The organism is Streptomyces sp. NPDC127117, from assembly GCF_042677325.1.
Classification (GTDB): Bacteria; Actinomycetota; Actinomycetes; order Streptomycetales; family Streptomycetaceae; genus Streptomyces.
Genome location: NZ_JBHXTM010000064.1, coordinates 12,536 through 39,332, shown reverse-complemented (window position 1 = coordinate 39,332; position 26,797 = coordinate 12,536). Strand labels below are relative to the sequence as shown.

The following is a 26,797-nucleotide window of genomic DNA, read 5'->3' as shown; positions in this document are numbered from 1 at the left end:
CGAAACGAGATCAGCCCCAGTTCAGATGTGCTCTGACCTGGGGCTGAGGCGTAGGCCGTGTGGGACTCGAACCCACAACCAACGGATTAAAAGTCCGCTGCTCTGCCAATTGAGCTAACGGCCCCCGGCGAATCACCCCTGAGCATAGCCCGCCGGGGCCCGGGCGCCGATCGGGTATCGGTTACCGGGCCCCGTCGTGGTGGGATCCCGGGGGGTCAGAGGGGTTCGTCCGGGGTGATCGTGTGCTTGTGATCCGGTTTGAGGAACCAGTGCCTCGCCGATGCCAGCCACCAGGTCGCCGCGAAGCCCAGTACCACCAGGACCGCGATCGGTGCGTAGTTGAACGTCTCCCAGGTGACCGGTGAGATCTGCGGCAGCATGAAGAGCACCGTGATGATCACGACCCAGGCCACCGCCACGATGCCGATCGGGCGGGACCAGCGGCCCAGGTGCCAGGGGCCCGGGGTGAAGTCGTCGGCCCGGAGCAGGCGGAGCAGCGTGGGGATGACGTAGGCGATGTAGAGGCCGATCACCGCGATCGAGGTCACCGCCGCGTATGCCGTGACGTTGATCAGGTACGGGAGTCCCAGCGCCAGGGCGCCGGCCGCGGCGAGCCAGACCGCGGCGACGGGGGTGCGGGTGCGGGGGCTGACCGTGTGCCAGACGCGGGAGAAGGGCAGGGCCCCGTCCCGCGAGAAGGCGTAGATCATGCGGCTGTTGGCGGTCACGGACGCCATGCCGCAGAAGAGCTGGGCGCCGATCACGATCAGCAGCAGGAGTTTGCCGGTGGTGGCGCCGAGGGCGTCCAGGAGGATCTGGGCGGGCGGGGCGCCGGTCGGTGAGTTCAGCGCTCCGTCGTACGACTGGATGGCGAAGGTGAAGCCGAGGAGCAGCACGAAGCCCGCGATCCAGGAGGTCCAGATCGACCGGACGATGCCCCGCGGGCCGGCCGTCGCCGCGTCGTGGGTCTCCTCCGTCATGTGGGCGGAGGCGTCGTAGCCGGTGAAGGTGTACTGCGCCATCAGCAGCCCGATCATCACGACGTAGAAGCCGCTGCCCCAGCCGGTGTTGTTCACGAACTCGGTGAAGACGAACGACGCCGACCGGTGCGAGTCCGGCACGAAGGTCAGGGCGCCGACGATGACGGCGACACCGACGACGTGCCACCAGACGCTCACGCTGTTCAAGATCGCGACGATCCGTACCCCGAAGGTGTTGAGCAGCCCGTGCAGCAGCAGGATCGCGGCGAAGAGCAGGATCGTACGGGTGGGGGTGACCTCGAAGCCGAACTGGAGGTTCAGGTACGCGCCCAGGAAGGACGCCGCCCCGAAGTCGATCCCGGCGGTGACGGCGACCTGCCCCAGCACGTTGAACCAGCCCGTGAACCAGGCCCAGGCCGCGGCCGAGCGCGGCGGGGCCAGCCGGTGCGCCCAGAAGTAGAGGCCGGCGGAGGTCGGGTACGCGGAACAGATCTCGGCCATCGCCAGGCCGACGAACAGCGTCATCAGGCCGACGCCGACCCAGCCCCAGGTGATGACGGCGGGGCCGCCGGTGTTCATGCCGAAGAGGTAGAGCGTGAGGCAGCCGGAGAGCACCGAGATGATCGTGAACGAGACGGCGTAGTTGGAGAATGCCGACATGCGCCGGGCCAGCGTCTGTGTGTACCCGAGCTGCGCGAGGCGCTCCTCGTCGGAGACGCCCGGTGGTGGTCGGTCCTCGCCTGTGTCGGCTGTCATGCACCCAGCAATTCCCGTGTGCCGGGGCACACATGCGGCCGCCGGGGTCACGACTGGGAAAACGTGCCGGGGCACGAAGGAGCGCGTGGCCCCCTCGTACCCCGGCGTCGCTCAGGTGATCCTCGTGTACTTCTTCCAGCGCGTGTCGGCCAGCTTCCTCGGCGCCGAGAAGCCCCCGGTGTGGTTCGCGTTGTAGAGGTACACCGCACCCGCCGGTGTCCGCGCGAGGATGTCCTGCCGCCCGTTGTGGTCCATGTCCCCGCTGCCGACGATCACGTTGTACCTGCCCCAGCCCGAGCCGATCTTCGTACGTGGTGCGAAGCCGCCCTTGCCGTTGCCCCGGTAGAGCCAGAGCACCCCGGCGCCGTCCCTCGCCACGACGTCCGCACGCCCGTCGCCCGACAGGTCGCCGCGTCCGGCGATGGCGGTGCAGCTCTTCCAGGTGGTGACCTTCGCACGGCCCGCCAGGGAGCCGTCGCTCTTGCCGCGGTAGAGCCAGATCGCGCCCGAGGCGTCCCGGGCGAGGATGTCGGGCAGGCCGTCCCCGCTGAGGTCGCGGGTGGCCACGATCCGGTTGTACTTGGACCAGCCGGTGCCCAGTTTCACCTTCCCGGCCTTGCTGAGATCGCTGTGGCTCAGGGCGCCGGGAATGCGGTAGAGCGTGCCGCCCGGCGTACGGGCGAGCAGGTCGCCCCTGCCGTCGCCGCCCAGGTCGCCCAGCTCGGTCATGAAGTCGAACCGGTCGCGCCAGTCGATCATCGAGCCGATGCTGTCGACGTAGCAGTCGCTGAGCCTGCCCTGCTGGTCCGTCGTGCAGAGGTCGATGAGGTCGCCGGGCTCCCGCGCCAGGACCGAGCCGCTGATCCGCTCGTCGAGGTCGACGTCGCGGGTCCAGTCGATCACCGTGGACCGGTAGGAGGAGATCCGGGTGTAGAGCCGCACTCCGCCCGCCACACAGCCGGTGGCCCGGGTGGCCGAGACGGCGATGAGCTTCCCGCCGCCGACGAGCGCCCGCCCGCGTCGCCGAAGCACCGGTCCTCGTCCGCGACGGGCGGCGCGCCCGGGGCCGGTACGGTGCAGAGCGTGCCGGACGGCAGTGTACGGCCGAGCAGCGCGGCGCAGGACGCCGCCGACTTGAGAGCCACCTGCTCGCTGTGCCGGACCCGTGGGGCGTCCGTCAGGTCCAGCCCCGCCCACGAGTAGAACGTCGCCCCGGCGCCCTCCGCGTACAGCGCCGTGTCGGCCGACGAAGCGAGCACCGGCTTGCCGTGCGAGGCCGGCGTCGCCCGGATCGCCACCGAGACGGCCCCCCGGCGGGTGTTCGCGTCGTACGTCGGGTGGCTGCGGTAGCGCGGATCGCTGCTGCCGCTCGACAGCTGACCGCTCGACAGGTCGTACTCCCACTCCATGTCGGCGTGGCTGCGGCCGGTGAAGCAGTCGGGCGTGGCCAGGGTCCGGGTCCTGGACAGCGTGATGCCCGTACAGGCCCGGTGGGAGCCGTCCGCGTCATCGGTGTACTGGAGCGGGATGAGCCACGAGGGGACCGTCGTGGCCGCCCGAGCCTCGGGCGCGGAGCCCAGCAGTCCGGCGAGCACGGCTCCGGCCGCGGCCAGGGTGGTGAGCGCCCTGCCCGCACCCGGCACCGCGAACCGGCCCCGCGCCGAACGTCCTTCGGTCGTCAGAAGACCCCCTTGTAGCCCTGCCATCCGGTGGCGATCTTCGTGCGCGAGCCGAACGATCCCTTGCCGTTGCCGTTGTTGCGGAAGAGGTTGCCCGAGCGGTCCCGCTCGACCAGGTCCGCCTTCCCGTCGCCGGTGATGTCGCCGACCCCGACGATCGTGTTGTACGAGGTCCCCCACGCGGCGAAGACCTTCACCCGCTCCTTCAGCTTTCCGCTCGCGGTGCCGTCGTAGCGGTAGAGCGTGCCGTCCTTGTGATGGGCGAGCACATCGCCGTACCCGTCGCCGTTGAGGTCACCGGCGCCGACGACCTTCGTGTACCCGGTCCAGGACGAGCGGATCTTCACCCCGGCCTTCAGCTTGCCGTGGCCGTCGTCGGCGAAGAGGTGGACATCGCCGGTCGACGTCTTGCGCGCGAGCAGGTCGGGCCGGCCGTCGCCGGTCAGATCGCCGGGCACGGTCAGCACGTTGTACGCGTTCCACCCCGTGCCCAGGGAGGTGTGGCTGCTGCCCGGCGTGTACGGGGAGCCGCACTTCCCGGCGTACCGTCGCAGCTCGCCGCCCGGCATCCGTACGAGCATCTCGGCGCAGCGGTCGCTGCCCATGTCCCCGAACGGGACCGCCAGCGTGCCCTTGGGCCAGCCGGCGCCGGAGCGCTTCCAGTCGAACTTCCCCTTGCCCTCGGTGTAGTGCAGGGTCAGCTCTCCGACCGAGTTGAGCGTGACCAGCTCGCCGAAGTCGGCGCCGCCCTGGTCGTGGTGGCCCTGGAGGCCGCCGGAGACCGAGATCTTCCCGCTGGTGCCGTACGTGCCGCCGCCCCCGGTCGCCCGGGCGGTCAGCGTCCAGGTGTGGACCTCGTTGGCGGCGTACTTGCCGGCGTCCGTCCTGCCGTCCCAGTTGACCTCGACCTCGGCGCCCGGTCCGCCGGAGAGGGTACGGACCGTGCGGCCGTGGATGTCCTTCACCACGAAGGTCCAGGTCGCGGGCCGGTTGAGCTGCCAGGTGCTGTTCCAGTTCTGACCGCCGCTGCTGTCCTTGAGGTCCATGTACCCGGGGGCGAGATCCGACTCGATCTTCGCCAGTGGCTGTGCGGGCACCCCGCTCGGCACGATACGGATCGCCTTGTCCGGTCCGACGTACGCGATGTCGCCGCCGAACTTGTCCACGGACCAGGTCAGCCGGCGCTGGTCGGCGGTGTTGCCCGCGGGCAGGTCCGCGATCTCCCGGGGCGCCGCGGACTTCCCGGTGTGGAAGTCGGTGAGCAGCAGCTTCCCGGCGGTCCGGTCGTGGCGTACGAGATAGCCGTCGCCGACGAGCGCGGGTCCGGACGGAACGGCGAAGCTCTTCTTCGCCGTACGGTCGTACACCCCGGCGGCGCCGTCCGTGCCGCAGTTCCAGTAGATCCAGCGCCCGACGGTCCGCAGCTCCTTGATCACGCACGGGGCGCCGGTGGCGATGGTGGCGACGACCTTCTTCTGTTCGAGGTCGGTCGCGGTGACGGCCCCGGCGGTCGAACTCGCCGTCCACAGCGCGGAACCCCAGACCGAGGCGGCGGTGATGGACCGGGTCATCCGGACGTCCGCGCTGCGGTATCCGGAGACAGCGTCGGCGTACTGCTTTCCGGTCGACGCCGCTTCGTAGACGAAGTAGCGTCCCGTGGTGTCCACGAACCGGCCGCCCGTCACATCGGGTTCGTCGGCCGAGTGCAAGGTGTTCGCGGTCAGCCAGATCTGGGCGCGTTCCCGGTCGCCGTCGACGAAGAAACGGCCCACATGGCCATTGCCGGTGGCGCGCAGCGGTACGCAGTCACCGGCGTCGCACGGAACGAGCTGGGGCCCGGCGCCGGTGGCGAAGACGCCGGCGTATCCCATGGAGGTGCGGTCGCCCACGGTCGCGCCGCCCGGACCGATCTGCCGGGCGTAGACGAACGGCGCGCCGCTCGGGGCCGTTTCCACGGTGTTCAGCACTCCGCCGGCGAAGTCGATGCCCCGGACACCGTCCGTCCCGATCGGTGTCGGCAGGTCCGCGGCACCGGCGCTCTGCACCGTACCGAGACCGGCCGCGACCACGGTGAGCGCGGCCAGGGCCGCGATGCGGCGCCGGGCGCCACGACCGCGTGGAGAAGCAAGGCGAGCCAAAAGGGTCAGTCCTCCCCGAAATGCCCGAAGGGCAAGAAGGCACAGGTGATCGACTGCGACCTTCCGCAAAGCCCCCCGGCCCGCCCCTGTGCAAGTCGCCGGATGCTAGCAGCGGTTGCCCATGTGGGGGAAGTGAAAAGAAAAGCGGGCCCGCTCGTGAAGAGCGGGCCCGCTTTCGTCGGCCTGTCGGCGGACCCTCAGCAGGTCCTACCGCGTTCCGGCCGATGCACGATCAGCCGATGCGCTTTCAGCCGTTGCGCTTCCAGCGCGGCTTGTCGTCGCGGCGGCCGAAGGAACCGGTGTTGGTGCCGGTGCCCCGGTGGTCGTCGCGGCGGCCGGTCGGACGGTCGCCGCCACCGGAGCGGAAGCCGCCCGAGGGACGGTCGTCACGACGGTCGCGGTTGAACGGACGGTCGCTGCCACCGGAGCGGAAGCCACCGGACGGACGGTCGTCACGACGGTCGCGGTTGAACGACGGACGGTCGTTGTCCCGGCGGTCGAAGGAGCGGCCACCGCGGTCGTCACGACGGTCGTTGGAGCGGAAGCCGCCCGAGGGACGGTCGTCACGGCGGTCGCGGTTGAACGACGGGCGGTCGTTGTCCCGGCGGAAGCCACCGGACGGACGGTCGTCACGACGCTGGAAGCCACCACGGTCACCACCGCGGTCGTCACGGCGGTCGCGGTTGAACGACGGACGGTCGTTGTCCCGGCGGAAGCCACCGGACGGACGGTCGTCACGACGCTGGAAACCACCACGGTCACCACCGCGGTCGTCACGACGGTCGTTGCCACCGCGGTAGCCGCCACGGTCGCCGCCGCGGTTGTCCCGGCGGTCGAAGTTGCCGCGGTCGTCGCGACGGTCCTCACGGGCGGCGGGCTGCTCCGGCACGGAGACGGCGGCCTCGATCGCGGCCTCCGCCTCGGCGGCCACCTCGGCCACCGCTGCCTCGGGGTCGTCGCCCCGCTCGCGGGCGGCACGGGCGACGAGGCGGTCGGCCTCCTCGCGCAGCTCACCGGCGCGGCGCTGGACGCGCTCCAGCTGCTTGGTCAGGTCGGCGACCTCGCGCTCGGCCTGCTTGGCGGCGTTGTTCGCGGAGTCGGCCTGGACCTCGGTCAGCGAACGGGCACCGGTGATCTCGGCGACCTCCGGGTCGAAGGCGCCCGCGCCACCGACGATGTGACGCGAGGCGTCGACGCCCGCGTCCTCCATCAGGCGGAAGATCTGACGGCGCTGGTGCGGCAGCGCCAGCGAGACGACGACACCGGACTTGCCGGCCCGGGCGGTACGGCCCGAACGGTGCAGGTAGTCCTTGTGGTCACCGGCCGGGTCCACGTTCAGCACCAGGTCGATGCCGTCCACGTGGATACCGCGGGCGGCGACGTCGGTCGCGACGAGCGCGTTGACGTAGCCGTCCTTGAAGTCGGCGAGCACCCGGGTACGGGCGCCCTGCGTCATGCCGCCGTGCAGCGCGTCCGCCTTGACGCCCGCGTCGACGAGCTGCTCGGCGATGCGGTCGGCGCCCAGCTGGGTGCGGACGAAGATGATGGTGCGGCCCTTGCGGGCGGCGATGGCGGAGGTGACCGGCGCCTTGTCCTTCGGCTTCACGACGAGGACATGGTGCGTCATGGTCGTGACGTTGCCCTGGGCGCTGTCGACCTCGTGGCTCACCGGGTTGTCCAGGTAACGCTTGACCAGCGTGCCGATCTCGTTCTCCATCGTGGCGGAGAAGAGCATGCGCTGACCGCCGACCGGAACCTGGTCGAGCAGCTCGGTGACCTCGGGCAGGAAGCCCAGGTCGGACATCTGGTCGGCCTCGTCGAGGACGGCGACCTGGACGTTCTCCAGGGAGCAGGCGCCCCGGTTGATGATGTCGCGCAGCCGGCCCGGGGTGGCGACGAGGATGTCGACACCGCGCTCCAGCGCGTAGATCTGATTGCCCATCGACGTACCGCCGCAGACGACCTTCATCTTCAGGCCGAGCACATCGCCGTACGGCTGGAGCGCGTCCGCGACCTGCATCGCGAGCTCACGGGTCGGGGTGAGGATGACCGCGCGGGGCTTCTTCTTCTCGGTGTGGCCGCCGGCCAGCGTGGCCAGGGTCGGCAGACCGAAGGAGAGGGTCTTGCCGGAGCCGGTGCGGCCACGGCCCAGGATGTCCTTGCCGGCCAGGGCGTCCGGGATGGTCGCGGCCTGGATCGGGAAGGGCGCCGTCACACCGTTCTGCGCGAGCTTGCGGACGATGCCCTCGGGCAGGCCCAGGTCGGCGAAGGTGATGGTCGGCTCGGCGTCCGCGTCGGCGGAGTCGGCAGAGTCGGCGTCGGCCTGCTCGGCCAGGGGGGCGTCCGCCTCGATGGAACCGGCGGACTCGGCGACCACGGTCTCCGCGGCCTCGACGAGCTCGTCGTTCTCGATGTTCTCGGGCATGACGGTGTGGTCAGAACTGGAAATTGACATGCGAAATGCGAAACCTTCCGGAGTCTCGGCACGCGCCCGTAACTCCGTGATTCGCAATTTCGACCGCCTCAATGCGGTCCAGCCACGGCAAGGGAGAGTACGCGCCACACGGCGCGCTTCTGTTTCGGCGCCGGGCAATGGGATCAAACGATCTACTACCATACGCACTCCACCCCACATCGCGCAAACCGACCCTCCCTCACCCCCTCGCTAGGCGGGCTCCACCTGCGGCGATACCTCGGGAGTCCGCAGCGGATCCATCATCCCCGGCACCCTCATCGCCCCGCTGCGGAGCTGCGCCGCCGGCGAGGCGGACGGCTGCGGCGACGCCTCGGAGGGCTCCGGCTCCGGCTCGGGCGAGTCCGGCGGCTCGGGGGAAGCCGGCTCGGACGGCTCGGGGGAAGCGGGCTGCTCCGGTACCCCTGGCCCCGGCTGCGAGGCGGAGGGCGTCGGCACCGGACCGCCCCGGCCCGGCTCCTCGCCCCCTTCTCCCCGCTCCCCGCCCGGACGGACGCCACCGGGGTCGGCCGAGGACCCGGCGGAGCCGCTCGGCCCGGGCGACTCGGCCGCCTCCCGCTCGGAGTGCGCCTCGGCCCGGCCGCCGCCGGTACGGACCCTGCCCGTACCCGCCACGGTGCCGCCGTCCGGCCGGGCGGCGCTTCCTCCGTGCTCGGGAGAGGGGGACGGCGACGCCTCCGTTTTCCCCCCGTCGTCGCCGATGCTCATGCAGCCGGTGGACGCGGCGACCGTCGCGGCGATGACGGCCGCCCATCGAACGGGGACGGACAACTGGCGCACGGGAGGCACCTCCGGGGGTACGAAGAAGGGGGGCGTTACGGAGAAGAGGGGGCTCCGTGCCCAACTCCCGTTGCCCCACCGGGGACACGCCCCACACCCGTCCCGCACATCACCCGCACGCCTTCCCCGGCGAGTCCGCACGCCCCGCCGCCGCACACCACCGGGACGCTCGACGGGCGGCAGGGGGCCGCGGGGGCCCGCCGGGAGGTCTCTTCGTCCCCGGCCGGGTCAGCCACAGCCCGGTCACCCGTAGCCGAGCGCGTGCAGCCTCGCGTCGTCGATGCCGAAGTGGTGGGCGATCTCGTGGACGACCGTGATCTCGGTCTCCGCCACCACTTCCTCGCGGGACTCGCACATCCGCAGGGTCGGCCCGCGGTAGATGGTGATCCGGTCCGGCAGCACCCCCGCGTACCACTCGCCGCGATCGGTCAGCGGCGTCCCCTCGTACAGCCCGAGCAGCTCCGGGTCTCCCGGGTCGGGCTCGTCCTCGACGAACACCGCGACGTTGTCCATCAGCCGAGTCAGCTCCGGCGGGATCCGGTCCAGGGCCTCGGCGACCAGTTCTTCGAACTCTTCGCGCGTCATCTCCAGCACCCCGCCATTGTCCCGTACCCAGGGCCTGGGCGCCCCGGCCCGGACGGGCCGTACGGACGTCTCCACGGCGGGTCTCGCACCCCTGCCGGAACCTCGCGGCAAACCGTTTTGGCGATAGCCGCCGCCATCCCATATGCTTCTCACGTCCCCGACGCGCTGGAAAGCGCGCAGGTGGGCCCTTAGCCCTCATCGTCTAGTGGCCCAGGACGCCGCCCTTTCAAGGCGGTAGCACGGGTTCGAATCCCGTTGGGGGCACGCTTTACCGTGTGCGAGACTTGTCTCGCACATTAGCTTGGTCCTGTGGAGCAGTTTGGAGTGCTCGCCACCCTGTCAAGGTGGAGGCCGCGGGTTCAAATCCCGTCAGGACCGCTGCAGCCCTTGTGAGCTGCGTGGCTGGGTAGCTCAGTTGGTACGAGCGATCGCCTGAAAAGCGATAGGTCGCCGGTTCGATCCCGGCCCCAGCCACCACCCGAAGGCCCCGTCCACCGGACGGGGCCTTCGCCGTGTCAGACCTCTTCCCGGTCCGCCCGGTTCACGCTCTCCCGGCCGCGCCGGGCCCGTACCGCCAGAACCAGCAGCACCGCCGCGACCACGGCCACCAGCGCCACGGCGTCCGGGACGTGCTCGCCGATGCGCTGGGCCCACTGCTCGACGGCGAACGAGTCGTCCACGTCCAGCAGTCCGGGCAGCGCCGTCGTCCCGTCGTACGCGAGGAACAGCGCGCCGAGCGCGATGAAGAAGAGCCCGGACAGCAGGGTCGTGGTGTGCAGTTCGAAGCGGCCGAGCCGGAAGGCGCGGCCGCGCAGCCAGGCCCGGCGGCCCAGATCGAAGCGTTCCCAGAGCAGCGCGAGCAGGAAGAGCGGGACCGCCATGCCCAGGGCGTAGACCGCGAGCAGCAGCCCGCCGTAGACCGGGCTGCCGCTGACCGCCGCCACGGTGAGGACGCTGCCGAGGATCGGGCCCGCGCAGAAGCCGGCCAGACCGTAGACGGCGCCCAGTGCGTAGACCGACAGGGCGGTGGTCGGGCGGATCCGGCCGCTGAGCGCGGCGATCCGGCGCGAGGCGAAGCCCAGGCCGACGATCTGCGCCACGCCGAGCGCGATGATCAGCCAGCCCGCGCCGAGGACCAGCGCGTCGCGGTGCCGGTAGAAGAGGCGTCCGGCGAACGAGCCCGCGGCGCCGAGCGGCACCAGGGTGGTGGCCAGCCCGGCGTAGAAGATGCCGGTACGGGCCAGCAGGCGCGAGGCGGAGTCGATGGAGTAGGCGAAGAAGGCCGGCAGCAGCAGGGCGCTGCACGGGCTGACCAGAGCGAGCAGCCCGCCGAGGAAGGCCGCGAAGTAGCCGATGTCAGCGGTCATTTCGCGGTGCCCCCGGCACCCTCGGCGTTCTTGCCGCCCTGGCCGCCCTTGGCGTCCTCGGTGTTGCGGGCCTTCTCGGCCGCCGCCTCGATGGCCCGGGTGAAGGTCTCCGCGGGCTGGGCCCCCGCGATCGGGCGGCCGTTGATCAGGAACGACGGGGTGGAGGTCGCGCCGATTCCGTACCCCTGTTCCTGGTCCTTGCTCACGGCGGCGGAGGCGGCGGAGCTCTCCGCGTCGCGGGCGAACCGGTCGAGGTCCGCGACCCCGGCCTCCCGGGCGAGCGCCTTCAGCCGGTCCTTGCCGAACCCCTTCTCCTTGGCGCCCTCGGCGTACGCGGCGGCGTGGAACTGCCAGAAGCGGTTCTGCTGCCCGGCGGCCCAGGCGGCGCGGGCGGCGGCCTCGGACTCGGCGCCGAAGATCGGGAAGTTGCGCCACTCGATGCGCAGGGTGCCGTTGTCGACGTACTTCTTGACCAGGGCGGGCTCGGTGTCGCGGGCGAACTTGCCGCAGTAGCCGCACTTGAAGTCGGCGTACTCGATGAGGACCACGGGGGCGTCGGCGCGGCCCTGCGCGAGCTTGTCGCCGGCGTCGCGGCGGGCGAGCTTCGCCAGCTCCGGATAGACGCCGGCGTCCGGGTCGGCGGCGACATCGGCGACCGAGGAGGAGGGGCCCGAGTGGTCGGGGGCGGTGGCCTGGTAGGAGACGTAACCGAGCAGCGCGGCGGCGAGGACGACTCCGGCGCCGTAGAGCACCGGCTTCCTGGACGAGGGCTTCCGGGCGGACGGGGACTTGGACATGCGGGACTCCGTGCTGGTGATGTGGAAGAGAAGGGGATGGCCGGGTGGGGCGGCCGGCTACACCCTCAGCACGGAGAGTTCTACGGGGGTGGGAGCGGCGGGCGCGGGGGCCCGGAGGTTCAGCCGCACGGGTGGGTGGACCGGTCCCTGTCCGGTGGCGGCGGGCAGGCCCCATCCGGCGAGGCCGGGGGCCTGGTCGTACGCGGCACGGGCCCGGCCCGGGAGCGCGGGTTCGCCGTCGGGCTTCCTGGTCTTGCGGCATCCCGGCGTCGGGTGCCCGTCGGTGTCCGCCGCCACCACCGGGGCGGAGTCGGCCGGGGCATCCGCACCCGTGACCCCGGCCACGACCGCGGCGGGGGCGGCATCGCCGCCGGGCGCCGCCGTCGCCGGTCCGCAGAACAGCCCCAGCACGACCGCGAGCACCGCCATCAGGCAGCACCACTGCGTACGGGACACGGCGACCGGCCTTTCCGGACGGGGCAACGGGTGGTCAGCTGCCCGAAATGGTACGTGCTGTGATCCCGCGCCTCCGCGCGGTGCCCGGGTGGTGATCCGGACCGCACGAAATGTGTTCGCCGTTCGTCGGGCCCGGGTGAGATCCTGGGCTCCGTATGTCTACTTCCTTCGCTGATCTCCAGAACCGGCTCGGAGAGATCTCGCTCCGCGATGCGCACCGGCTCGGCCGCCGTCTCGAAGGGGCGCGCCGCATCCGTAAGCCCGAGGCCAGGCAGTCCGTGCTCGACGAGATCGCCGCCGAAGCCGCGAAGGCGGCCGAGCGGCTCTCGCTGCGTGCCGCGCGGATGCCTGCTCTGACGTACCCGGAACAGCTCCCGGTCAGTCAGAAGAAGGACGAGATCCTGGAGGCGATACGCGACCACCAGGTCGTGATCGTCGCCGGGGAGACCGGCTCCGGCAAGACCACGCAGATCCCGAAGATCTGCATGGAGCTGGGGCGCGGGGTCCGGGGCATGATCGGGCACACCCAGCCGCGCCGGATCGCGGCCCGTACGGTCGCCGAGCGCGTCGCGGACGAGCTGAAGACACCGCTGGGCGAGGCGGTCGGCTGGAAGGTCCGTTTCACCGACCAGGTGAACCCCGACGCGACGTTCGTGAAGCTGATGACGGACGGCATCCTGCTCGCCGAGATCCAGACCGACCGCGAGCTGCGCGCCTACGACACGATCATCATCGACGAGGCCCACGAGCGGTCGCTGAACATCGACTTCCTGCTCGGCTATCTGGCCAGACTGCTGCCCAAGCGCCCGGACCTGAAGGTCGTCATCACCTCGGCGACGATCGACCCCGAGCGGTTCGCCCGCCACTTCGGCGAGGCGCCGATCGTCGAGGTCAGCGGGCGTACGTACCCGGTCGAGGTGCGGTACCGCCCCCTCCTGGAGGAGGAGGGCGACGACTCCGACCGCGACCAGATCACCGCGATCTGCGACGCCGTGGACGAGCTCCAGACGGAGGGGCCCGGCGACATCCTGGTCTTCCTCTCCGGCGAGCGGGAGATCCGCGACACCGCGGACGCGCTGAACAAGCGCAACCTCCGCCACACCGAGGTGCTCCCTCTTTACGCCCGGCTCTCGCACGCCGAGCAGCACCGGGTCTTCCAGCGCCACACCGGCCGCCGGATCGTCCTCGCGACCAATGTCGCCGAGACCTCGCTGACCGTCCCCGGCATCAAGTACGTGATCGACCCGGGCAACGCCCGGATCTCCCGCTACAGCCACCGCACCAAGGTCCAGCGGCTGCCGATCGAGCGGATCTCGCAGGCCAGCGCCAACCAGCGCAAGGGCCGCTGCGGCCGTACGTCGGACGGCATCTGCATCCGGCTGTACTCCGAGGACGACTTCCTGACCCGTCCGGAGTTCACCGACCCGGAGATCCTCCGTACCAACCTGGCCTCCGTCATCCTCCAGATGACCGCGGCCGGCCTGGGCGACATCGAGAAGTTCCCCTTCATCGACCCGCCGGACCACCGCAACATCCGCGACGGCGTCCAGCTCCTCCAGGAGCTCGGTGCGCTGGATCCGGAGGAGAAGGATCCGAAGAAGCGGCTCACGCAGCTCGGGCGCAAGCTCTCGCAACTGCCGGTCGACCCGCGGCTGGCCCGCATGGTCATCGAGGCCGACCGCAACGGCTGTGTCCGCGAGGTCATGGTCATCGCGGCGGCGCTCTCCATCCAGGACCCGCGCGAGCGGCCCTCGGAGAAGCAGACCCAGGCCGATCAGCAGCACGCCCGCTTCAAGGACGAGACGTCCGACTTCCTGGCGTTCCTGAATCTGTGGCGGTACATCCGCGAGCAGCAGAAGGAGCGTGGCTCGTCCAGCTTCCGCCGGATGTGCAAGCAGGAGTATCTGAACTTCCTGCGCATCCGCGAATGGCAGGACATCTACGCGCAGCTGCGTACGGTCGCGAAGCAGATGGGCATCCAGCTCAATGAGGAGGACGCGCCGGAGCAGTCGGTGCACACCTCGCTGCTGGCCGGGCTGCTCTCGCACATCGGGCTGAAGGACACCGAGAAGAACGAGTACCTGGGCGCCCGCAGCGCCAAGTTCGCGATCTTCCCCGGATCGGCGCTCTTCAAGAAGCAGCCCCGGTTCGTGATGTCGGCCGAGCTGGTCGAGACGTCCCGGCTGTGGGCGCGGGTCAACGCCAAGGTCGAGCCGGAGTGGATCGAGCCGCTGGCCCAGCATCTGCTGAAGCGCACCTACAGCGAGCCGCACTGGGAGAAGGACCAGGCGGCGGTGATGGCGTACGAGCGGGTCACGCTCTACGGGGTGCCGATCGTCGCCCAGCGCAAGATCAATTTCGGCCGTATCGACGCCGAGACCTCCCGCGATCTCTTCATCCGCAACGCCCTGGTCGAGGGCGACTGGCGGACCCATCACCAGTTCTTCCACGACAACCGCAAGCTCCTCGGCGAGGTCGAGGAGCTTGAGCACCGCGCCCGGCGCCGCGACATCCTCGTGGACGACGAGACGCTCTTCGACTTCTACGACCGGCGGATCCCCGACCACGTGGTCTCCGGGGCGCACTTCGACTCCTGGTGGAAGCACAAGCGCCGGGACGAGCCGGACGCGCTGGACTTCGAGCGCTCGATGCTCATCAACGAGAAGGCCGGGGCCGTCACCAAGGACGACTACCCGGACTCCTGGCGCCAGGGGAAGCTCAAGTTCAAGGTCACGTACCAGTTCGAGCCCGGTGCGGACGCCGACGGTGTGACCGTCCACGTCCCGCTCCAGGTGCTCAACCAGGTCACCGCCGAGGGCTTCGACTGGCAGATCCCCGGCCTTCGGGAGGAAGTCGTCACCGAGCTGATCCGCTCGCTGCCCAAGCCGATCCGCCGGCACTACGTCCCCGCGCCGAACTACGCGGACAAGTTCCTGGACCGGGCGGTCCCCCTCCAGGAGCCGCTGCCCCTCACGCTGGCCCGGGAGCTCCAGCGGATGGTCGGCGTCCCGGTCACGGCCGACGACTTCGACCTGAGCCGCGTCCCGGACCACCTGAAGATCACGTTCCGGATCGTCGACGAGCGGCGCCGCAAGGTGGCCGAGGACAAGGACCTGGAGGCGCTGAAGCTCCAGCTGCGTCCGAAGGCCCGTCAGGCCCTCTCCAAGGCTGCGGCGGCCACCGCGGGCCCCTCGGGCGAGTCCATCGAGCGTTCGGGCCTCACGGACTGGACGATCGGCACGCTGAACCGCGTCTTCGAGACCCGGCGGTCCGGCCAGCCGGTCAAGGCGTACCCGGCGCTGGTGGACCAGGGCGGGACCGTCGCCGTACGGCTCTTCGACACCGAGGCCGAGCAGCAGCGGGCGATGTGGCTCGGCACCCGGAAGCTGATCATGCTGAACGTGCCGGTCAACCCGGCGAAGTTCGCCTCCGACAAGCTGACGAACCAGCAGAAGCTGGCCCTGTCCCGCAATCCGCACGGCTCCATCCAGGCCCTCTTCGAGGACTGCGCGACGGCGGCCGCAGACCGGCTGATCGTCGCGCACGGCGGCCCGGCCTGGGACGAGGAGTCGTTCCGGAAGCTGTACGACAAGGTGCGCGCCGACCTCGTCGCGCTGACCGAGCACACGGTCAAGCAGGTCCAGCAGGTGCTGGCCGCCTGGCAGGCCTGCGAGCGGCGGCTGAAGGCCACCAACAGCCTGGTCCTGGTCAACAACGTCACCGACGCACGGGACCAGCTCGCGGCCCTGATGCCGCCGGACTTCGTCACGAGGACCGGGCTGCGCAGGCTGCCCGACCTGATGCGCTATCTGGTCGCCGTGGACCGCCGCCTCCAGCAGATGCCGACGGCCGTCCAGCGCGACACCACGCGCATGGAGAAGGTCCACGAGATGCAGGACGAGTACGCCTGGCTGCTCGAACAGATGCCGCGGGGCAGGCCCGTACCGCAGGAGGTCCTGGACATCCGCTGGATGATCGAGGAGCTCCGGGTCAGCTATTTCGCCCACGCGCTGGGGACGGCCTACCCCGTCTCCGACAAGCGGATCGTGAAGGCGATCGACGCGGCGGCGCCGTGAGGCGGCCCCGGACGGGCGGCTTCCGGAACCGTGACGGAGTCGCCACCCACGGTGAGTTCGACCGCACCCTCTGACCTGCTGTACAGTCTGGTTTCGCAGCCAGCCGCAAGGAAGGCAGCGAAAACCTGGTCCTGTGGAGCAGTTTGGAGTGCTCGCCACCCTGTCAAGGTGGAGGCCGCGGGTTCAAATCCCGTCAGGACCGCAGTAACGAAAGCCCGGATCCTTCTGGATCCGGGCTTTCGCGCGTCTTGACTCCGACGGCCGCCGACGAGTAGTCAGACAGCAGAGGCCGCCCCTGATTTCCCGGTGCGGGGCGGCGGTCCACCGGGAGGTGGCGTGTATGACGACGTCCGCCACGCACGAGACCCGCGCGCTGCTGCGCGCCCATCTGGCCGCCGCTTCCGGCCGCCGCCATCTCACCCGCCACTGTGCGGTCTGCCACCGGCTCCTGCGGCTCGCCATGGAGCCCGTGACGGCCCGCCGGACCGTTTCCGCCCCAGAACCGCCGGCCCCGCGTACGGAGCGCCAGGAGGGCACCTCCGAGGCCGAGGACGAAAGTCCCCCGGGCGAGTGACCAATGGCGGGACTTTCCGCTTCCCGACGGTGGCAGGCTCGTACTTGGCAAGACTCGCGCAGTGTGACGGGAGTCACCGAAAGAGTTTTGAGAAGGGGTGACCTTACACCCTTCCTACAACTGGCGAATTTAATATGTGCAATTGCACCACTCGGACGGGAGTTCCGCGGGACCATGTGAACCACGCCTCCCCGGCCTGCCCCGGCGGTCCGGAACAGTCCCGCACAGACCCGCTCAAGCCCGCACGCCACCCCGGCCGGACCCGACCGGACGCGCGGTTTCCGACACCCCCCGGAGGCGCCCCCGAAAGGCACCTCCGGGCCCGCCGCCGGGCCGTACGGGCACAAAAAAGATCGCGCTGGACCCGGCGGAGTCCAGCGCGATCGAACGACGCACCCGTATTGCACAGGTATGGCGCCCGTTGGGGCGGGCGCCCGTCATTTGGAGCTATGGGTGGGCCTGTACGGGTTGGGGGACCCGGAAGCCCGGTTGTTGCGCGGCGACAGGGGTGTGTCAGGCCTCGCTGCGCTGCTGCGGAATACCCGCAAGCAGTGCGCGGACCTCTGCCTCGCGGTACCGGCGATGTCCACCGAGCGTGCGGATGGACGTGAGCTTGCCTGCCTTGGCCCAGCGGGTAACCGTCTTCGGGTCCACGCGGAACATCGTGGCAACCTCAGCCGGGGTCAGCAGCGGCTCGGCATCAGGGGTGCGAGCGGTCATGAGCGGCCTCCTCGGGAGAACCGAACCATCTCGGTTCTTTCCTCTAAATTCTGCACCTTGACCCGCGTTGCCCGAAATGGCGGACGCGGGCCGAGTCGGTTATAGGACGAACGGCTTGTCCTCGGCACTACAACTACACCATCCGTCCAGCCACGTCGGCCAAACCGATGGAATTGCCCTCCCAGGTGTTCATCAGCGACGGAAGCCGATGGACCATGCCATAGCGGACAGTCACTCCGCCGTGACGATCAGTCACAGAGCGATCAGGAGCCATCAGACCCCCCATAGAGTGCAATGCTGAGCATTCCGCCCTTAGTTGGACGGACAGAACCCTCCCCGGGCTCCTTGTCCTATTTTGGCATGAGGAGTAGGGAAGGGCGCAAGAGCCCAGTTAGTGCTATCCATCACGCTTGAGGCAAAGGCCCGGTTCGGGACGTAGGTCCTAAGACCTCAGTAGTACCCTTCCGGCTCTTCGTTCTCACGCGCCACAGAGGGCACAGAGGGACAGACGCAGATATCGCCCGGTCAGTTCGCGAACTGACGATCTCTCACGGCCCGCCACCGCTCCGCCAGCCGGCCGTACGCCTCGCTCGCCCCTTCGGTGTCACCGGCCTGCAGCGCCGCGATGCCCTCGGCCACATCGGCGGCCGACCGGTCCCCGGCGAGCTCCTTCGCCGGCAGCGCGTGCACCAGACCCGCGTAGTCCAGCTCGACCAGCGCCCGCGGATGGAACTCCTCCAGCCAGCGCCCCACGTCCACCAGCCCCTCGGTCAGCGGGCCCTCGTCCACCGAGTCCCGCAGCGTCTTCAGCGCCCGGGCCAGCCGGCGGCGGGCCTGCACCATCGGCGTCCGGTACCGCAGCACGGGCGCCGCACCGTCCTCGCCCGCCCCCTCGTACTCCCGCTCCTCGTCGGAGAAGAGCACGAACCACCGCACCGGCACCTGCCACACCGAGGTACGGATCCACGGCCTGGCGTCCGGATTCCGCTCGGTCCACCGCTCGTGGTCCGCGACCGCCTGCCCGCGCACCACCGGCGGCAGCACCGCGTCGAGCACCGGCCCGGGGAACATCTCCGCCAGTTCCTCCAGCGCCAGCCAGCCGCGCAGCCTGGTCCGCCACGGGCAGACGCACACCACCCCGTCGACCTCGGCGACGAACGCGTCCGCGCTCTCGTGCACCGGCACCGCGACCGGCGGTGTGGCCGCCAAGTCGGCGAGCGAGCGTCTCAGTTCGTCCTGGGCCGTGGGGATCCGGGCCCGCCCGGCGTACCGGGCCCAGTGGGCGCGCTCGGGCTCCGGGAAGGCGGCCAGCGGCTCGTACACCCGGAGGTAGGACGCGTAAGGGACGAGCACCGAAGACACCACCGACATGCAGCAGATCGTGTCACGCCCGTACTCCGCAGGGGGGTGATCCAGGGCAGTGGAACAGATCTACGTCCAGGTAGGACTTACGCTCTTGCCCAGTCGGACCGGCCGCGCGGCCGGTCCGCGGCCCTCCCCACCTTCAGGAGGGTCTTCGCCGCTTCGTACTTGGGAGTCACCACAGTGACCGATCTGACCGACGGCGTCCTGCACACCCTGTTCCACTCGGAGCAGGGGGGCCACGAACAAGTCGTGCTCTGCCAGGACCGTGCCAGCGGCCTCAAGGCCGTCATCGCCATCCACTCCACCGCCCTGGGCCCGGCCCTCGGCGGCACCCGCTTCTATCCGTACGCCTCCGAGGAGGAGGCCGTCGCGGACGCGCTGAACCTCGCGCGCGGCATGTCGTACAAGAACGCCATGGCCGGTCTCGACCACGGCGGCGGCAAGGCCGTCATCATCGGCGACCCCGAGCAGATCAAGTCGGAGGAACTGCTGCTGGCCTACGGCCGGTTCGTGGCCTCGCTCGGCGGGCGCTACGTGACGGCCTGCGACGTCGGCACGTATGTCGCCGACATGGACGTCGTCGCCCGCGAATGCCGCTGGACCACCGGCCGCTCCCCCGAGAACGGCGGCGCCGGCGACTCCTCGGTCCTCACCGCGTTCGGCGTCTTCCAGGGCATGCGGGCCTCGGCGCAGCACGTCTGGGGCGACCCGACGCTGCGTGGCCGAAAAGTGGGGGTCGCCGGGGTCGGCAAGGTCGGCCACTATCTCGTCGAGCATCTGCTCTCGGACGGTGCCGAGGTCGTGATCACGGATGTGCGGGAGGAATCCGTACGGCGGATCACCGACAAGCACCCCGGGGTCGCCGTCGCCGCGGACACCGAGGCGCTGATCCGTACCGAGGGGCTCGACATCTACGCCCCGTGCGCGCTCGGCGGTGCGCTGAACGACGAGAGCGTCGCGGTGCTCACGGCCAAGGTGGTGTGCGGCGCGGCCAACAACCAGCTCGCGCACCCCGGAGTCGAGAAGGACCTCGCGGACCGCTCGATCCTGTACGCACCCGACTATGTGGTGAACGCGGGCGGGGTCATCCAGGTCGCCGACGAGCTGCACGGCTTCGACTTCGACCGGTGCAGGGCCAAGGCGTCGAAGATCTTCGACACCACGCTGGCCATATTCGCACGTGCGAAGGATGACGGCATTCCGCCGGCCGCCGCGGCCGACCGGATCGCCGAGCAGCGGATGGCCGAAGCGCGCCGCCGCTGACGGTGGCGGACGCGTCACCGCGCGTCCGTACCGCACCGTGGTCCCCGACCCGTCGACCGGCGAGACAAGACTCACGCCGGTCGGCGGGTCGCATGCCAAGAAGAGGTTAAAATCGCAGTTGACCAGCGAGGACGGGGCTTCTCGCCGGTCTTCTTCCGGGGCACGTGATGCGGGCGGCGTACCGTATGGCCGCGGAAGCAGGTACCGTTAAAGCCCTACGGGCACGGTCTCTCAGCCGAGAGTCCGTCCTGAAACATGAACGCGTGTCAAGACTCTGGGGCCGTCGAGCCCCGTCACCGAGGGGGTCGAGCCATGGGGCGCGGCCGGGCAAAGGCCAAGCAGACAAAGGTCGCCCGCCAGCTGAAGTACAGCAGCGGCGGGACTGACCTGTCGCGTCTGGCCAATGAGCTGGGCGCATCGCCTTCGAGTCAACCACCGAACGCAGAGCCGTTCGAGGACGACGACGAGGAAGATGACCCGTACGCACAGTACGCGGATCTGTACAACGACGACGAGGACGAGGACGAGGACGACAAGTCCGGTCCGTCGTCACAGCGCCGCGGCGCTTGACCTCGCGCTGACACATCAACCCGGTCCGGGCCTGTCCCGGACCGGGTTCTGTGCTGTCCCGGCCCGGTGCGGAATCCGGTTTCCCGAAGGTTCTCCCCGACCGCCGGAAGTGCTGGAATTCCGGCGGTCGGGCAGGTAGCGGCCATCGGGGCGTCCCGGTGTGCCCGCCTCGTTCCTATCGCGCGTACCCGCCGACGAGCTCCGCGCCCGAGGTGTGTGCCCCGCGCTCGGTGATCTCGCCCGCGACCCAGGAGTCGATCCCGCGGTCGGCCAGCGTCGTCAGTGCCACGTCCACGGACTCGGCCGGGACGATCGCGATCATGCCGACGCCCATGTTCAGCGTCTTCTCCAGCTCCAGCTGCTCGACCTGTCCGGCCTTGCCGACCAGGTCGAAGACGGCCCCGGGGGTCCAGGTGGAGCGGTCGACCCTGGCGTGCAGCCCGTCCGGGATGACCCGGGCCAGGTTGTTGGCCAGGCCGCCGCCGGTGACGTGGCTGAAGCCGTGCACCTCGGTGGTGCGGGTGAGGGCCAGGCAGTCCAGCGAGTAGATCTTGGTGGGCTCCAGGAGCTCCTCGCCGAGCGTGCGGCCGAACTCCTCGACCTGGCGGTCCAGCGACCAGCCGGCCCGGTCGAAGAACACGTGCCGGACGAGCGAGTACCCGTTGGAGTGAAGACCGGACGACGCCATGGCGATCACGGCGTCCCCCTTACGGATACGGTCCGGGCCCAGCAGCAGGTCGGCCTCGACCACGCCCGTGCCGGCGCCGGCGACGTCGAAGTCGTCCGCGCCGAGCAGGCCGGGGTGTTCGGCCGTCTCGCCGCCGACGAGGGCGCAGCCGGCGAGGACACAGCCCTCGGCGATGCCCTTCACGATGGCCGCGACACGCTCGGGGTGCACCTTGCCGACGCAGATGTAGTCGGTCATGAAGAGCGGCTCGGCGCCGCAGACGACCAGGTCGTCGACGACCATGCCGACGAGGTCGTGGCCGATGGTGTCGTACACGCCCATCTTGCGGGCGAGGTCGACCTTGGTGCCGACGCCGTCGGTGGCGGAGGCGAGCAGCGGACGCTCGTAGCGCTTGAGGGCGGAGGCGTCGAAGAGTCCGGCGAAGCCGCCGAGGCCGCCGAGGCCCGCGACCTCGGGGCGCTGCGTCTTCTTCACCCACTCCTTCATCAGCTCGACGGCACGGTCGCCGGCCTCGATGTCGACGCCCGCTGCCGCGTAGGAAGCACCTGTTGTCTCAGACATTGCCTGGGATCTTTCGTGTGGAAATACGGGGCTGGTGGCCAAAGGTGTGCGGCCGGGCCGTCACGGCCGACGCAGTGCGTCGGCCGCGGCGGTCGCCGCAGGGCCTGCTGCCAGCTCGGTCTCCAGCAGCTGCTTGCCGAGCAGCTCCGGGTCCGGGAGCTCCATGGGGTACTCACCGTCGAAGCAGGCGCGGCACAGGTTCGGCTTGGCGATCGTCGTCGCCTCGACCATCGCGTCGAGCGAGATGTACGCGAGCGAGTCGGCGCCCATCGACGTGGAGATCTCGTCGACCGTCATGCCGTTGGCGATCAGCTCGGCGCGGGTCGCGAAGTCGATGCCGAAGAAGCAGGGCCATTTCACCGGCGGGGACGAGATCCGGATGTGGATCTCGGCGGCACCGGCCTCGCGGAGCATCCGGACCAGTGCGCGCTGGGTGTTGCCGCGGACGATCGAGTCGTCGACGACCACCAGGCGCTTGCCCTTGATGACTTCCTTGAGCGGGTTCAGCTTGAGGCGGATGCCCAGCTGCCGAATGGTCTGGGAGGGCTGGATGAAGGTCCGGCCGACGTAGGCGTTCTTCACCAGTCCGGCGCCGAACGGGATGCCGCTGGCCTCCGCGTAACCAATGGCGGCGGGGGTTCCGGACTCCGGCGTCGCTATGACCAGATCGGCCTCGACGGGGGCCTCGGCGGCCAGCTTGCGGCCCATCTCCACCCGGGAGAGGTAGACGTTGCGCCCGGCGATGTCGGTGTCGGGGCGGGCCAGGTAGACGTACTCGAAGACACAGCCCTTGGGCTTCGCTTCCGCGAACCGCGAGGTGCGCAGCCCGTTCTCGTCGATGGCGACGAGCTCGCCCGGCTCGATCTCGCGTACGAAGCTGGCGCCGCAGATGTCGAGGGCGGCGGACTCGGAGGCCACCACCCAGCCGCGTTCGAGGCGGCCGAGGACCAGCGGGCGGATGCCCTGCGGGTCGCGGGCCGCGTAGAGGGTGTGCTCGTCCATGAAGACGAGGGAGAAGGCACCCTTCACCTCGGGAAGCACCTTGGCGGCGGCCTCCTCGATGGTGAGCGGCTTGCCGTCCTCATCGGTCTGGCCGGCGAGCAGCGCGGTCACCAGATCGGTGTCGTTCGTCGCGGCGACCTGGGTGGCGCGGCCGTCCTTGCGAGGAAGGTCGGCGACCATCTCGGCGAGCTTGGCCGTATTGACCAGGTTGCCGTTGTGACCCAGGGCGATCGAGCCGTGCGCGGTCGCACGGAACGTCGGCTGCGCGTTCTCCCACACCGAGGCACCGGTGGTGGAGTAGCGGGCATGACCGACCGCGATATGGCCCTGGAGGGATCCCAGAGACGTTTCGTCGAAGACCTGCGAGACCAGTCCCATGTCCTTGAAGACCAGGATCTGGGACCCGTTGCTCACTGCGATGCCCGCGGACTCCTGTCCACGGTGCTGCAGGGCATACAGTCCGAAATAGGTGAGCTTGGCGACCTCTTCGCCCGGAGCCCAGACACCGAAGACGCCGCAAGCGTCCTGGGGGCCCTTCTCTCCGGGGAGCAGGTCGTGGTTGAGTCGTCCATCACCACGAGGCACGCCACCGAGTGTAGGCGAGATCGACCACTGGTCCGAATTCGAGATACCGGTCCGGACCACCGTGGAAGCACTCCCGGGGGTGCCCCGAGGGGCGTTCGGGGTGGTCACGGGGAGTGATCATCGGTGGGGTGCGGTGGGGTGCGGATCGGGCCACGGGGCGGCGGTCGCCCGGATCAGCGCCCGGTTACCGTCGGGTTTCGGCCATTGCGGCCTAGGAGTCCGCCGGGCCGGATGGTGGCGCTCGGTGAGGCGGTCGACGCCCCGGCGCGAAGCCCGACCGAACGCGCGTTTCGTGGCGAGCCTCACACCGGGAGGCGGGGATGCGGGGCCCGAGGCCGGCGATCCGGCGGCCCGGACAGCCCGAGGTCCGCAGTGCGAGACCGTCGTTGATGGGCGCATGGCCGGTTGGCGGTCTCCTGCACCATGCGGCCACGGCCCCTCGCCGGCCGCTCGGTCGTGCTCGTGGAGCGCCGCCAGTCCTCCGGGGTCACGGCCCGGTTCAGGCCCTGGGTCTCATCCGCCGGGTGCCGGGGCCGTCGCGCCGAGTCCCTCGCCGTTCGACGCGGTGAGGGACAGCGTGCGGTGGTCGATCCGGTACGTCGTCCTCCCGTCCAGGACCGCCAGCAGGGCGCGCTCCAGCTTCATCCGGGGGTCCGGGCACATCATCCTGGTGCCGTCGATCCGGTCGAACGTGATGGTGGAGCCGGTGACCGTCGCGGCGCCGCGGAACCGGTTGCAGCCGAGGGTGCCCCGTACGGAGCCGTCCTTGCCGAAGCTCAGCCGCGCCTTCCGTTCCGTACCCGGGGGCAGCGACGAGGCGGTGGAGCCGGACACCAGGGAGGTGACGGTCCAGGTGGTGCCGGTGAGCGGGGCCGGGGGCTCCGAGGTCAGCGCGATGGAGTCACCGGCCTCCGTGGTCAGGGTCAGGGTCCTGCCGGTGACGGCGGCCGTGAGTTCGCCGCTGAACGCGCGGGACATGGCCGTCTCGAACCGCCGGACGTCCGTCCCGCACCCCATCTGCGTGGTCGTGGCCTGCCGCACGGTGATCGTGTCGCCGTCCGTGCTGGTCCCGGCGCTGAAGCGGTTGCAGCCGAAGTTCCCCGTGGCTCCGCCCCCGGGGCCGATCACCACATGGGCGCCGTCCGGGGCCTCGGTCGTGCGCCCGCCGGCCGTCACCGAGTCGACGTTCCAGTGGACGCCGGTGATGCGCGGACCGGTCCGTACCGAACCGCTGCCGTGGCCGGACCCCGTCTGCGTACCGCAGGCGGCAAGGGCGAGGAGGGCGACGGTTCCCAGGGCTGCCATCCGTTGATTCCGCATGCCCCTGGGACGGTCCGGCCGGGCGCCCGGTTCCCCCTCACCCCATCAGGGGCAGCAGCGCGGAGAGATCGGCCCGCTCCCCGCTGGCGCCGACCTTCGCACCGTCGAGCTCCCGCGCCCACTGCGTACGCCCGGTGGCGAGCCGGACCCAGGTGAGCGGATCGGTCTCCACGACGTTGGGCGGCGTGCCCCGGGTGTGCTTGGGGCCCGGTACGCACTGCACGACGGCGAACGGCGGGATCCGCACCTCGACCGAGCCGCCCGGCGCCTTCTCCGCGAGGGCGTCGGCGAGCAGCCGGGTGCAGGCGGCGAGCGCCTGCCGGTCGTACGGGATGTCGAGGCCGGCCGCCTCGTTCAGATCGTCGGTGTGCGCGACGAGTTCGACGGTACGGGTGACGAGGTGGTCGGCCAGCCGCATCACCCCGACCCGCGTCGTCAGCAGCCGCTCGTCGCCGGCCCCGGGCACCACTTCCTCGAACCGCGCCGCGACCTCCCCGTAGAGCGCGTCCAGGTCGGGGCGGTCCAGGGCGAGCGCCCTGGTGTCCTCGTCGATGCCCGCGGCCCGGTCGGCGGTGGCGAGGGGCCACTGGACGAGCGTCAGGCCGGGCTTCGCCGCGGCGGGTTCCGGCAGCTCCATATTCCGGGTGACGCCGGAGAGCGCCATGGTCAGGTGCACGGCGAGTTCGCGTACGGTCCAGTCGCCGAGCCGGGTCGGCAGCGCGAGCTGTTCGGGCGTCAGGGTGCGGACGGCCTCCCGGACATGGGAGAACTGCGCCAGGACCGCGGTGCGGGTCCTGACCGGGTCATAACGACGGGCACGTTTCTGGGACGGTGGCATGCCCGCGAGCCTAGGGTCTTTCGTTCGGATCGGGCCGGATCGGGCCGGATCGGGGAGCGGGGTCCGGTGTCGTGCATCGCAAGGCGGAGGAGGGAGTCGACGCAGAGCGCCGGCGACCGACGACAACGCGGCGAGGTGCGGCACCGGGGCACGCGAGGCCGGCATGATCCGAACGAGACGCCCTGAGCGCTGCCGGACAGGGCGGACGGCCCCGGCGGCCTCAGGACCGGGTCGCGAAGTCGCCCAGGCCGTCGGCGAGCAGGCCGAAACCGCGCTCGGCGAGCGCGACGGCGTCAGCGGCGATCGCGTCCGCCGGCTCCCCCGCCAGCAGCCGGAGCTGGTTCGCCTGTATGAGGGCGTTGCGGGTGCCGATCAGCTGGGCCCCCACGATCCGGGCGATGGGCGGCTCCTGGCCCTCCTCGACCAGCGCTTCGGTGAGCAGGTCGAAGGAGCGCATGGAGAAGGCGTGGGCCCGGGTGAGCAGCGCCGGGGTCTCTTGGATGAGCCGGCGCACCCTGAGTACCACCGGCTCGTCGCTCATTCCGACCGAGGGATCGTGGCGCTCGACGGCGGCCACGAACTGTCCGCGCACGGCGGCCAGGGCGGACTCTCCGGGGGCCCGGTCGCGTACCGCGCGCGCGACATCGCCGACGTGCTCCTCCATGGGAGCGAGGACCAGGTCCTCCTTGCCGGCGAAGTAGTTGAAGACGGTCATCTTCGACACCTCGGCCGCCTCGGCGATCTCGGCGACCGAGACCTTGTCGAAGCCGCGCTCGGCGAAGAGTTCGGTGGCCGCGGCCAGCAGGCGGCGTCGCGTCTGGAGCTTCTTGCGCTCGCGCAGACTCATCCCCTCGGTCATGGCGTCACTGTACCAGGATGAATCTTGATCCTGGATTAATTATTGACTCGATACATTTTCATGGGCCATGGCGATGGCCGGCCACAGCGGCACCGAGCCGCCCGGGAGGGGATCCCCGCCATGTCCGCAGCCATACCGACCGTCATGACCCACCGTCAGCGCGTCATCGGGTTCGCGCTCTGCATCGCCACGATCCCGCTGGCCGTGCTCGACACGGACATCGTCTCGTCGGCGACCGTGCCGATCGTCGGTGATCTCGACCCCGCGCACGGCATCGACAGGATCCCCTGGCTGATCGCCGCCTATCAGCTCGCCGCGACGGCGGCGCTGCCACGTCGGCCGGGCTCTGTCTGATCCCGATGGCG

22 protein-coding genes and 5 tRNA genes are annotated in these 26,797 nt (G+C 70.4%); 9 read left to right on the top strand and 18 right to left on the bottom strand.

Annotated elements, in window-relative coordinates:
• Nucleotides 1–51 precede the first annotated feature (51 nt).
• The 8 genes from ACFVH0_RS35190 to ACFVH0_RS35155 form a co-directional block, all read right to left on the bottom strand.
• Nucleotides 52–124: transfer RNA gene (locus ACFVH0_RS35190), tRNA-Lys, on the bottom strand.
• A gap of 91 nt (nucleotides 125–215) precedes the next feature.
• Nucleotides 216–1,736, bottom strand: a complete 1,521-nt coding sequence (locus ACFVH0_RS35185) for an amino acid permease (protein ID WP_385826962.1) — start codon at nucleotides 1,734–1,736, stop codon at nucleotides 216–218.
• A 111-nt stretch (nucleotides 1,737–1,847) separates the two neighbouring features.
• Nucleotides 1,848–2,465 (bottom strand): FG-GAP repeat domain-containing protein, encoded by a 618-nt coding sequence (locus tag ACFVH0_RS35180; RefSeq protein WP_385826966.1) that lies wholly within the window; start codon nucleotides 2,463–2,465, stop codon nucleotides 1,848–1,850.
• Between the two features lie 170 nt (nucleotides 2,466–2,635).
• On the bottom strand, nucleotides 2,636–3,442 hold the full coding sequence (locus ACFVH0_RS35175; RefSeq protein WP_385826960.1) for a hypothetical protein: 807 nt from the start codon (nucleotides 3,440–3,442) through the stop codon (nucleotides 2,636–2,638).
• Nucleotides 3,415–5,553, bottom strand: coding sequence for an FG-GAP-like repeat-containing protein (locus tag ACFVH0_RS35170; RefSeq protein WP_385826958.1), 2,139 nt, complete (start codon nucleotides 5,551–5,553; stop codon nucleotides 3,415–3,417). The genes ACFVH0_RS35175 and ACFVH0_RS35170 overlap by 28 nt, the downstream gene beginning before the upstream one ends.
• 247 nt (nucleotides 5,554–5,800) lie before the next feature.
• Nucleotides 5,801–7,978: a DEAD/DEAH box helicase gene (locus ACFVH0_RS35165; RefSeq protein ID WP_385826956.1), complete on the bottom strand. Its 2,178-nt coding sequence runs from the start codon at nucleotides 7,976–7,978 to the stop codon at nucleotides 5,801–5,803.
• A 240-nt stretch (nucleotides 7,979–8,218) separates the two neighbouring features.
• Nucleotides 8,219–8,806 carry a hypothetical protein gene (locus tag ACFVH0_RS35160; protein ID WP_385826954.1) on the bottom strand — a complete coding sequence of 196 codons (588 nt, stop codon included), beginning with the start codon at nucleotides 8,804–8,806 and terminating at the stop codon, nucleotides 8,219–8,221.
• Nucleotides 8,807–9,049: 243 nt separating this feature from the next.
• Nucleotides 9,050–9,400, bottom strand: a complete 351-nt coding sequence (locus ACFVH0_RS35155; RefSeq protein WP_385826952.1) for a metallopeptidase family protein — start codon at nucleotides 9,398–9,400, stop codon at nucleotides 9,050–9,052.
• Nucleotides 9,401–9,582: 182 nt separating this feature from the next.
• On the opposite strand from ACFVH0_RS35155, the gene ACFVH0_RS35150 reads away from it, so the two are divergent.
• From ACFVH0_RS35150 to ACFVH0_RS35140, 3 genes are all read left to right on the top strand, one after another.
• Nucleotides 9,583–9,655 (top strand) — tRNA-Glu (locus ACFVH0_RS35150).
• A gap of 39 nt (nucleotides 9,656–9,694) precedes the next feature.
• A tRNA-Asp gene (locus ACFVH0_RS35145) sits at nucleotides 9,695–9,769 on the top strand.
• 22 nt (nucleotides 9,770–9,791) lie between these two features.
• Nucleotides 9,792–9,868 (top strand) — tRNA-Phe (locus ACFVH0_RS35140).
• 38 nt (nucleotides 9,869–9,906) lie between these two features.
• Here ACFVH0_RS35140 and ACFVH0_RS35135 read toward each other — a convergent pair.
• Genes ACFVH0_RS35135 through ACFVH0_RS35125 form a run of 3 tightly spaced genes read right to left on the bottom strand, consistent with a single transcriptional unit; the run spans nucleotide 9,907 to nucleotide 12,011 of the window.
• Nucleotides 9,907–10,758 (bottom strand): cytochrome c biogenesis CcdA family protein, encoded by an 852-nt coding sequence (locus ACFVH0_RS35135; protein WP_385826951.1) that lies wholly within the window; start codon nucleotides 10,756–10,758, stop codon nucleotides 9,907–9,909.
• The gene (locus ACFVH0_RS35130) at nucleotides 10,755–11,555 is read right to left on the bottom strand and encodes a DsbA family protein (protein WP_385826949.1); all 801 of its coding nucleotides are present in this window, start codon (nucleotides 11,553–11,555) and stop codon (nucleotides 10,755–10,757) included. Before ACFVH0_RS35130 ends, ACFVH0_RS35135 begins: the two co-directional genes overlap by 4 nt.
• A gap of 57 nt (nucleotides 11,556–11,612) precedes the next feature.
• A complete protein-coding gene (locus ACFVH0_RS35125) occupies nucleotides 11,613–12,011 on the bottom strand; it encodes a hypothetical protein (RefSeq protein ID WP_385826947.1) in 399 nt (132 codons plus the stop codon).
• A 155-nt stretch (nucleotides 12,012–12,166) separates the two neighbouring features.
• Here ACFVH0_RS35125 and hrpA point away from each other — a divergent pair, with 155 nt between their 5' ends.
• The 3 genes from hrpA to ACFVH0_RS35110 all read left to right on the top strand — a co-directional run bounded on the left by hrpA (nucleotide 12,167) and on the right by ACFVH0_RS35110 (nucleotide 16,661).
• Nucleotides 12,167–16,087: an ATP-dependent RNA helicase HrpA gene (hrpA, locus tag ACFVH0_RS35120; protein WP_385826945.1), complete on the top strand. Its 3,921-nt coding sequence runs from the start codon at nucleotides 12,167–12,169 to the stop codon at nucleotides 16,085–16,087.
• 127 nt (nucleotides 16,088–16,214) lie between these two features.
• Nucleotides 16,215–16,289, top strand: a tRNA-Asp gene (locus tag ACFVH0_RS35115).
• Between the two features lie 138 nt (nucleotides 16,290–16,427).
• A complete protein-coding gene (locus ACFVH0_RS35110; protein WP_385826943.1) occupies nucleotides 16,428–16,661 on the top strand; it encodes a DUF6274 family protein in 234 nt (77 codons plus the stop codon).
• Between the two features lie 513 nt (nucleotides 16,662–17,174).
• Here ACFVH0_RS35110 and bldC read toward each other — a convergent pair.
• Together bldC and ACFVH0_RS35100 are read right to left on the bottom strand one after the other, a co-directional pair.
• Entirely contained in the window at nucleotides 17,175–17,381 is a 207-nt protein-coding gene (gene bldC / locus ACFVH0_RS35105; RefSeq protein WP_003949541.1) for a developmental transcriptional regulator BldC, read from the bottom strand.
• Nucleotides 17,382–17,906: 525 nt separating this feature from the next.
• Nucleotides 17,907–18,752 (bottom strand): hypothetical protein, encoded by an 846-nt coding sequence (locus ACFVH0_RS35100; RefSeq protein WP_385826941.1) that lies wholly within the window; start codon nucleotides 18,750–18,752, stop codon nucleotides 17,907–17,909.
• Nucleotides 18,753–18,926: 174 nt separating this feature from the next.
• On the opposite strand from ACFVH0_RS35100, the gene ACFVH0_RS35095 reads away from it, so the two are divergent.
• Together ACFVH0_RS35095 and ACFVH0_RS35090 are read left to right on the top strand one after the other, a co-directional pair.
• Complete coding sequence (locus tag ACFVH0_RS35095) at nucleotides 18,927–20,009, top strand: Leu/Phe/Val dehydrogenase (RefSeq protein ID WP_385826939.1); 1,083 nt, start codon at nucleotides 18,927–18,929, stop codon at nucleotides 20,007–20,009.
• Between the two features lie 312 nt (nucleotides 20,010–20,321).
• On the top strand, nucleotides 20,322–20,579 hold the full coding sequence (locus ACFVH0_RS35090; protein WP_072488579.1) for a DUF3073 domain-containing protein: 258 nt from the start codon (nucleotides 20,322–20,324) through the stop codon (nucleotides 20,577–20,579).
• A 175-nt stretch (nucleotides 20,580–20,754) separates the two neighbouring features.
• On the opposite strand, the gene purM is transcribed toward ACFVH0_RS35090, so the two are convergent.
• From purM to ACFVH0_RS35065, 5 genes are all read right to left on the bottom strand, one after another.
• A complete protein-coding gene (gene purM / locus ACFVH0_RS35085) occupies nucleotides 20,755–21,828 on the bottom strand; it encodes a phosphoribosylformylglycinamidine cyclo-ligase (protein WP_385826937.1) in 1,074 nt (357 codons plus the stop codon).
• A gap of 60 nt (nucleotides 21,829–21,888) precedes the next feature.
• Nucleotides 21,889–23,415, bottom strand: coding sequence for an amidophosphoribosyltransferase (gene purF, locus ACFVH0_RS35080; protein ID WP_124720048.1), 1,527 nt, complete (start codon nucleotides 23,413–23,415; stop codon nucleotides 21,889–21,891).
• Nucleotides 23,416–23,928: 513 nt separating this feature from the next.
• Nucleotides 23,929–24,720: an META domain-containing protein gene (locus ACFVH0_RS35075; protein ID WP_385826935.1), complete on the bottom strand. Its 792-nt coding sequence runs from the start codon at nucleotides 24,718–24,720 to the stop codon at nucleotides 23,929–23,931.
• A gap of 52 nt (nucleotides 24,721–24,772) precedes the next feature.
• Nucleotides 24,773–25,573, bottom strand: coding sequence for a sterol carrier family protein (locus ACFVH0_RS35070; protein ID WP_385826933.1), 801 nt, complete (start codon nucleotides 25,571–25,573; stop codon nucleotides 24,773–24,775).
• A 220-nt stretch (nucleotides 25,574–25,793) separates the two neighbouring features.
• On the bottom strand, nucleotides 25,794–26,432 hold the full coding sequence (locus tag ACFVH0_RS35065) for a TetR/AcrR family transcriptional regulator (RefSeq protein ID WP_385826931.1): 639 nt from the start codon (nucleotides 26,430–26,432) through the stop codon (nucleotides 25,794–25,796).
• A 120-nt stretch (nucleotides 26,433–26,552) separates the two neighbouring features.
• On the opposite strand from ACFVH0_RS35065, the gene ACFVH0_RS35060 reads away from it, so the two are divergent.
• On the top strand, nucleotides 26,553–26,786 hold the full coding sequence (locus ACFVH0_RS35060) for a hypothetical protein (RefSeq protein WP_385826929.1): 234 nt from the start codon (nucleotides 26,553–26,555) through the stop codon (nucleotides 26,784–26,786).
• Nucleotides 26,787–26,797 lie beyond the last annotated feature (11 nt).

Coding starts and splice junctions, on each gene's coding strand:
- ACFVH0_RS35185 (WP_385826962.1), bottom strand. CDS start 1,736: ATGACAGCCGACACAGGCGAGGACCGACCACCACCGGGCGTCTCCGAC.
- ACFVH0_RS35180 (WP_385826966.1), bottom strand. CDS start 2,465: ATGACCGAGCTGGGCGACCTGGGCGGCGACGGCAGGGGCGACCTGCTC.
- ACFVH0_RS35175 (WP_385826960.1), bottom strand. CDS start 3,442: ATGGCAGGGCTACAAGGGGGTCTTCTGACGACCGAAGGACGTTCGGCG.
- ACFVH0_RS35165 (WP_385826956.1), bottom strand. CDS start 7,978: ATGCCCGAGAACATCGAGAACGACGAGCTCGTCGAGGCCGCGGAGACC.
- ACFVH0_RS35135 (WP_385826951.1), bottom strand. CDS start 10,758: ATGACCGCTGACATCGGCTACTTCGCGGCCTTCCTCGGCGGGCTGCTC.
- ACFVH0_RS35130 (WP_385826949.1), bottom strand. CDS start 11,555: ATGTCCAAGTCCCCGTCCGCCCGGAAGCCCTCGTCCAGGAAGCCGGTG.
- hrpA (WP_385826945.1), top strand. CDS start 12,167: ATGTCTACTTCCTTCGCTGATCTCCAGAACCGGCTCGGAGAGATCTCG.
- ACFVH0_RS35110 (WP_385826943.1), top strand. CDS start 16,428: ATGACGACGTCCGCCACGCACGAGACCCGCGCGCTGCTGCGCGCCCAT.
- bldC (WP_003949541.1), bottom strand. CDS start 17,381: ATGACCGCTCGCACCCCTGATGCCGAGCCGCTGCTGACCCCGGCTGAG.
- ACFVH0_RS35100 (WP_385826941.1), bottom strand. CDS start 18,752: ATGTCGGTGGTGTCTTCGGTGCTCGTCCCTTACGCGTCCTACCTCCGG.
- ACFVH0_RS35090 (WP_072488579.1), top strand. CDS start 20,322: ATGGGGCGCGGCCGGGCAAAGGCCAAGCAGACAAAGGTCGCCCGCCAG.
- purM (WP_385826937.1), bottom strand. CDS start 21,828: ATGTCTGAGACAACAGGTGCTTCCTACGCGGCAGCGGGCGTCGACATC.
- ACFVH0_RS35075 (WP_385826935.1), bottom strand. CDS start 24,720: ATGGCAGCCCTGGGAACCGTCGCCCTCCTCGCCCTTGCCGCCTGCGGT.
- ACFVH0_RS35070 (WP_385826933.1), bottom strand. CDS start 25,573: ATGCCACCGTCCCAGAAACGTGCCCGTCGTTATGACCCGGTCAGGACC.
- ACFVH0_RS35065 (WP_385826931.1), bottom strand. CDS start 26,432: ATGACCGAGGGGATGAGTCTGCGCGAGCGCAAGAAGCTCCAGACGCGA.
- ACFVH0_RS35060 (WP_385826929.1), top strand. CDS start 26,553: ATGTCCGCAGCCATACCGACCGTCATGACCCACCGTCAGCGCGTCATC.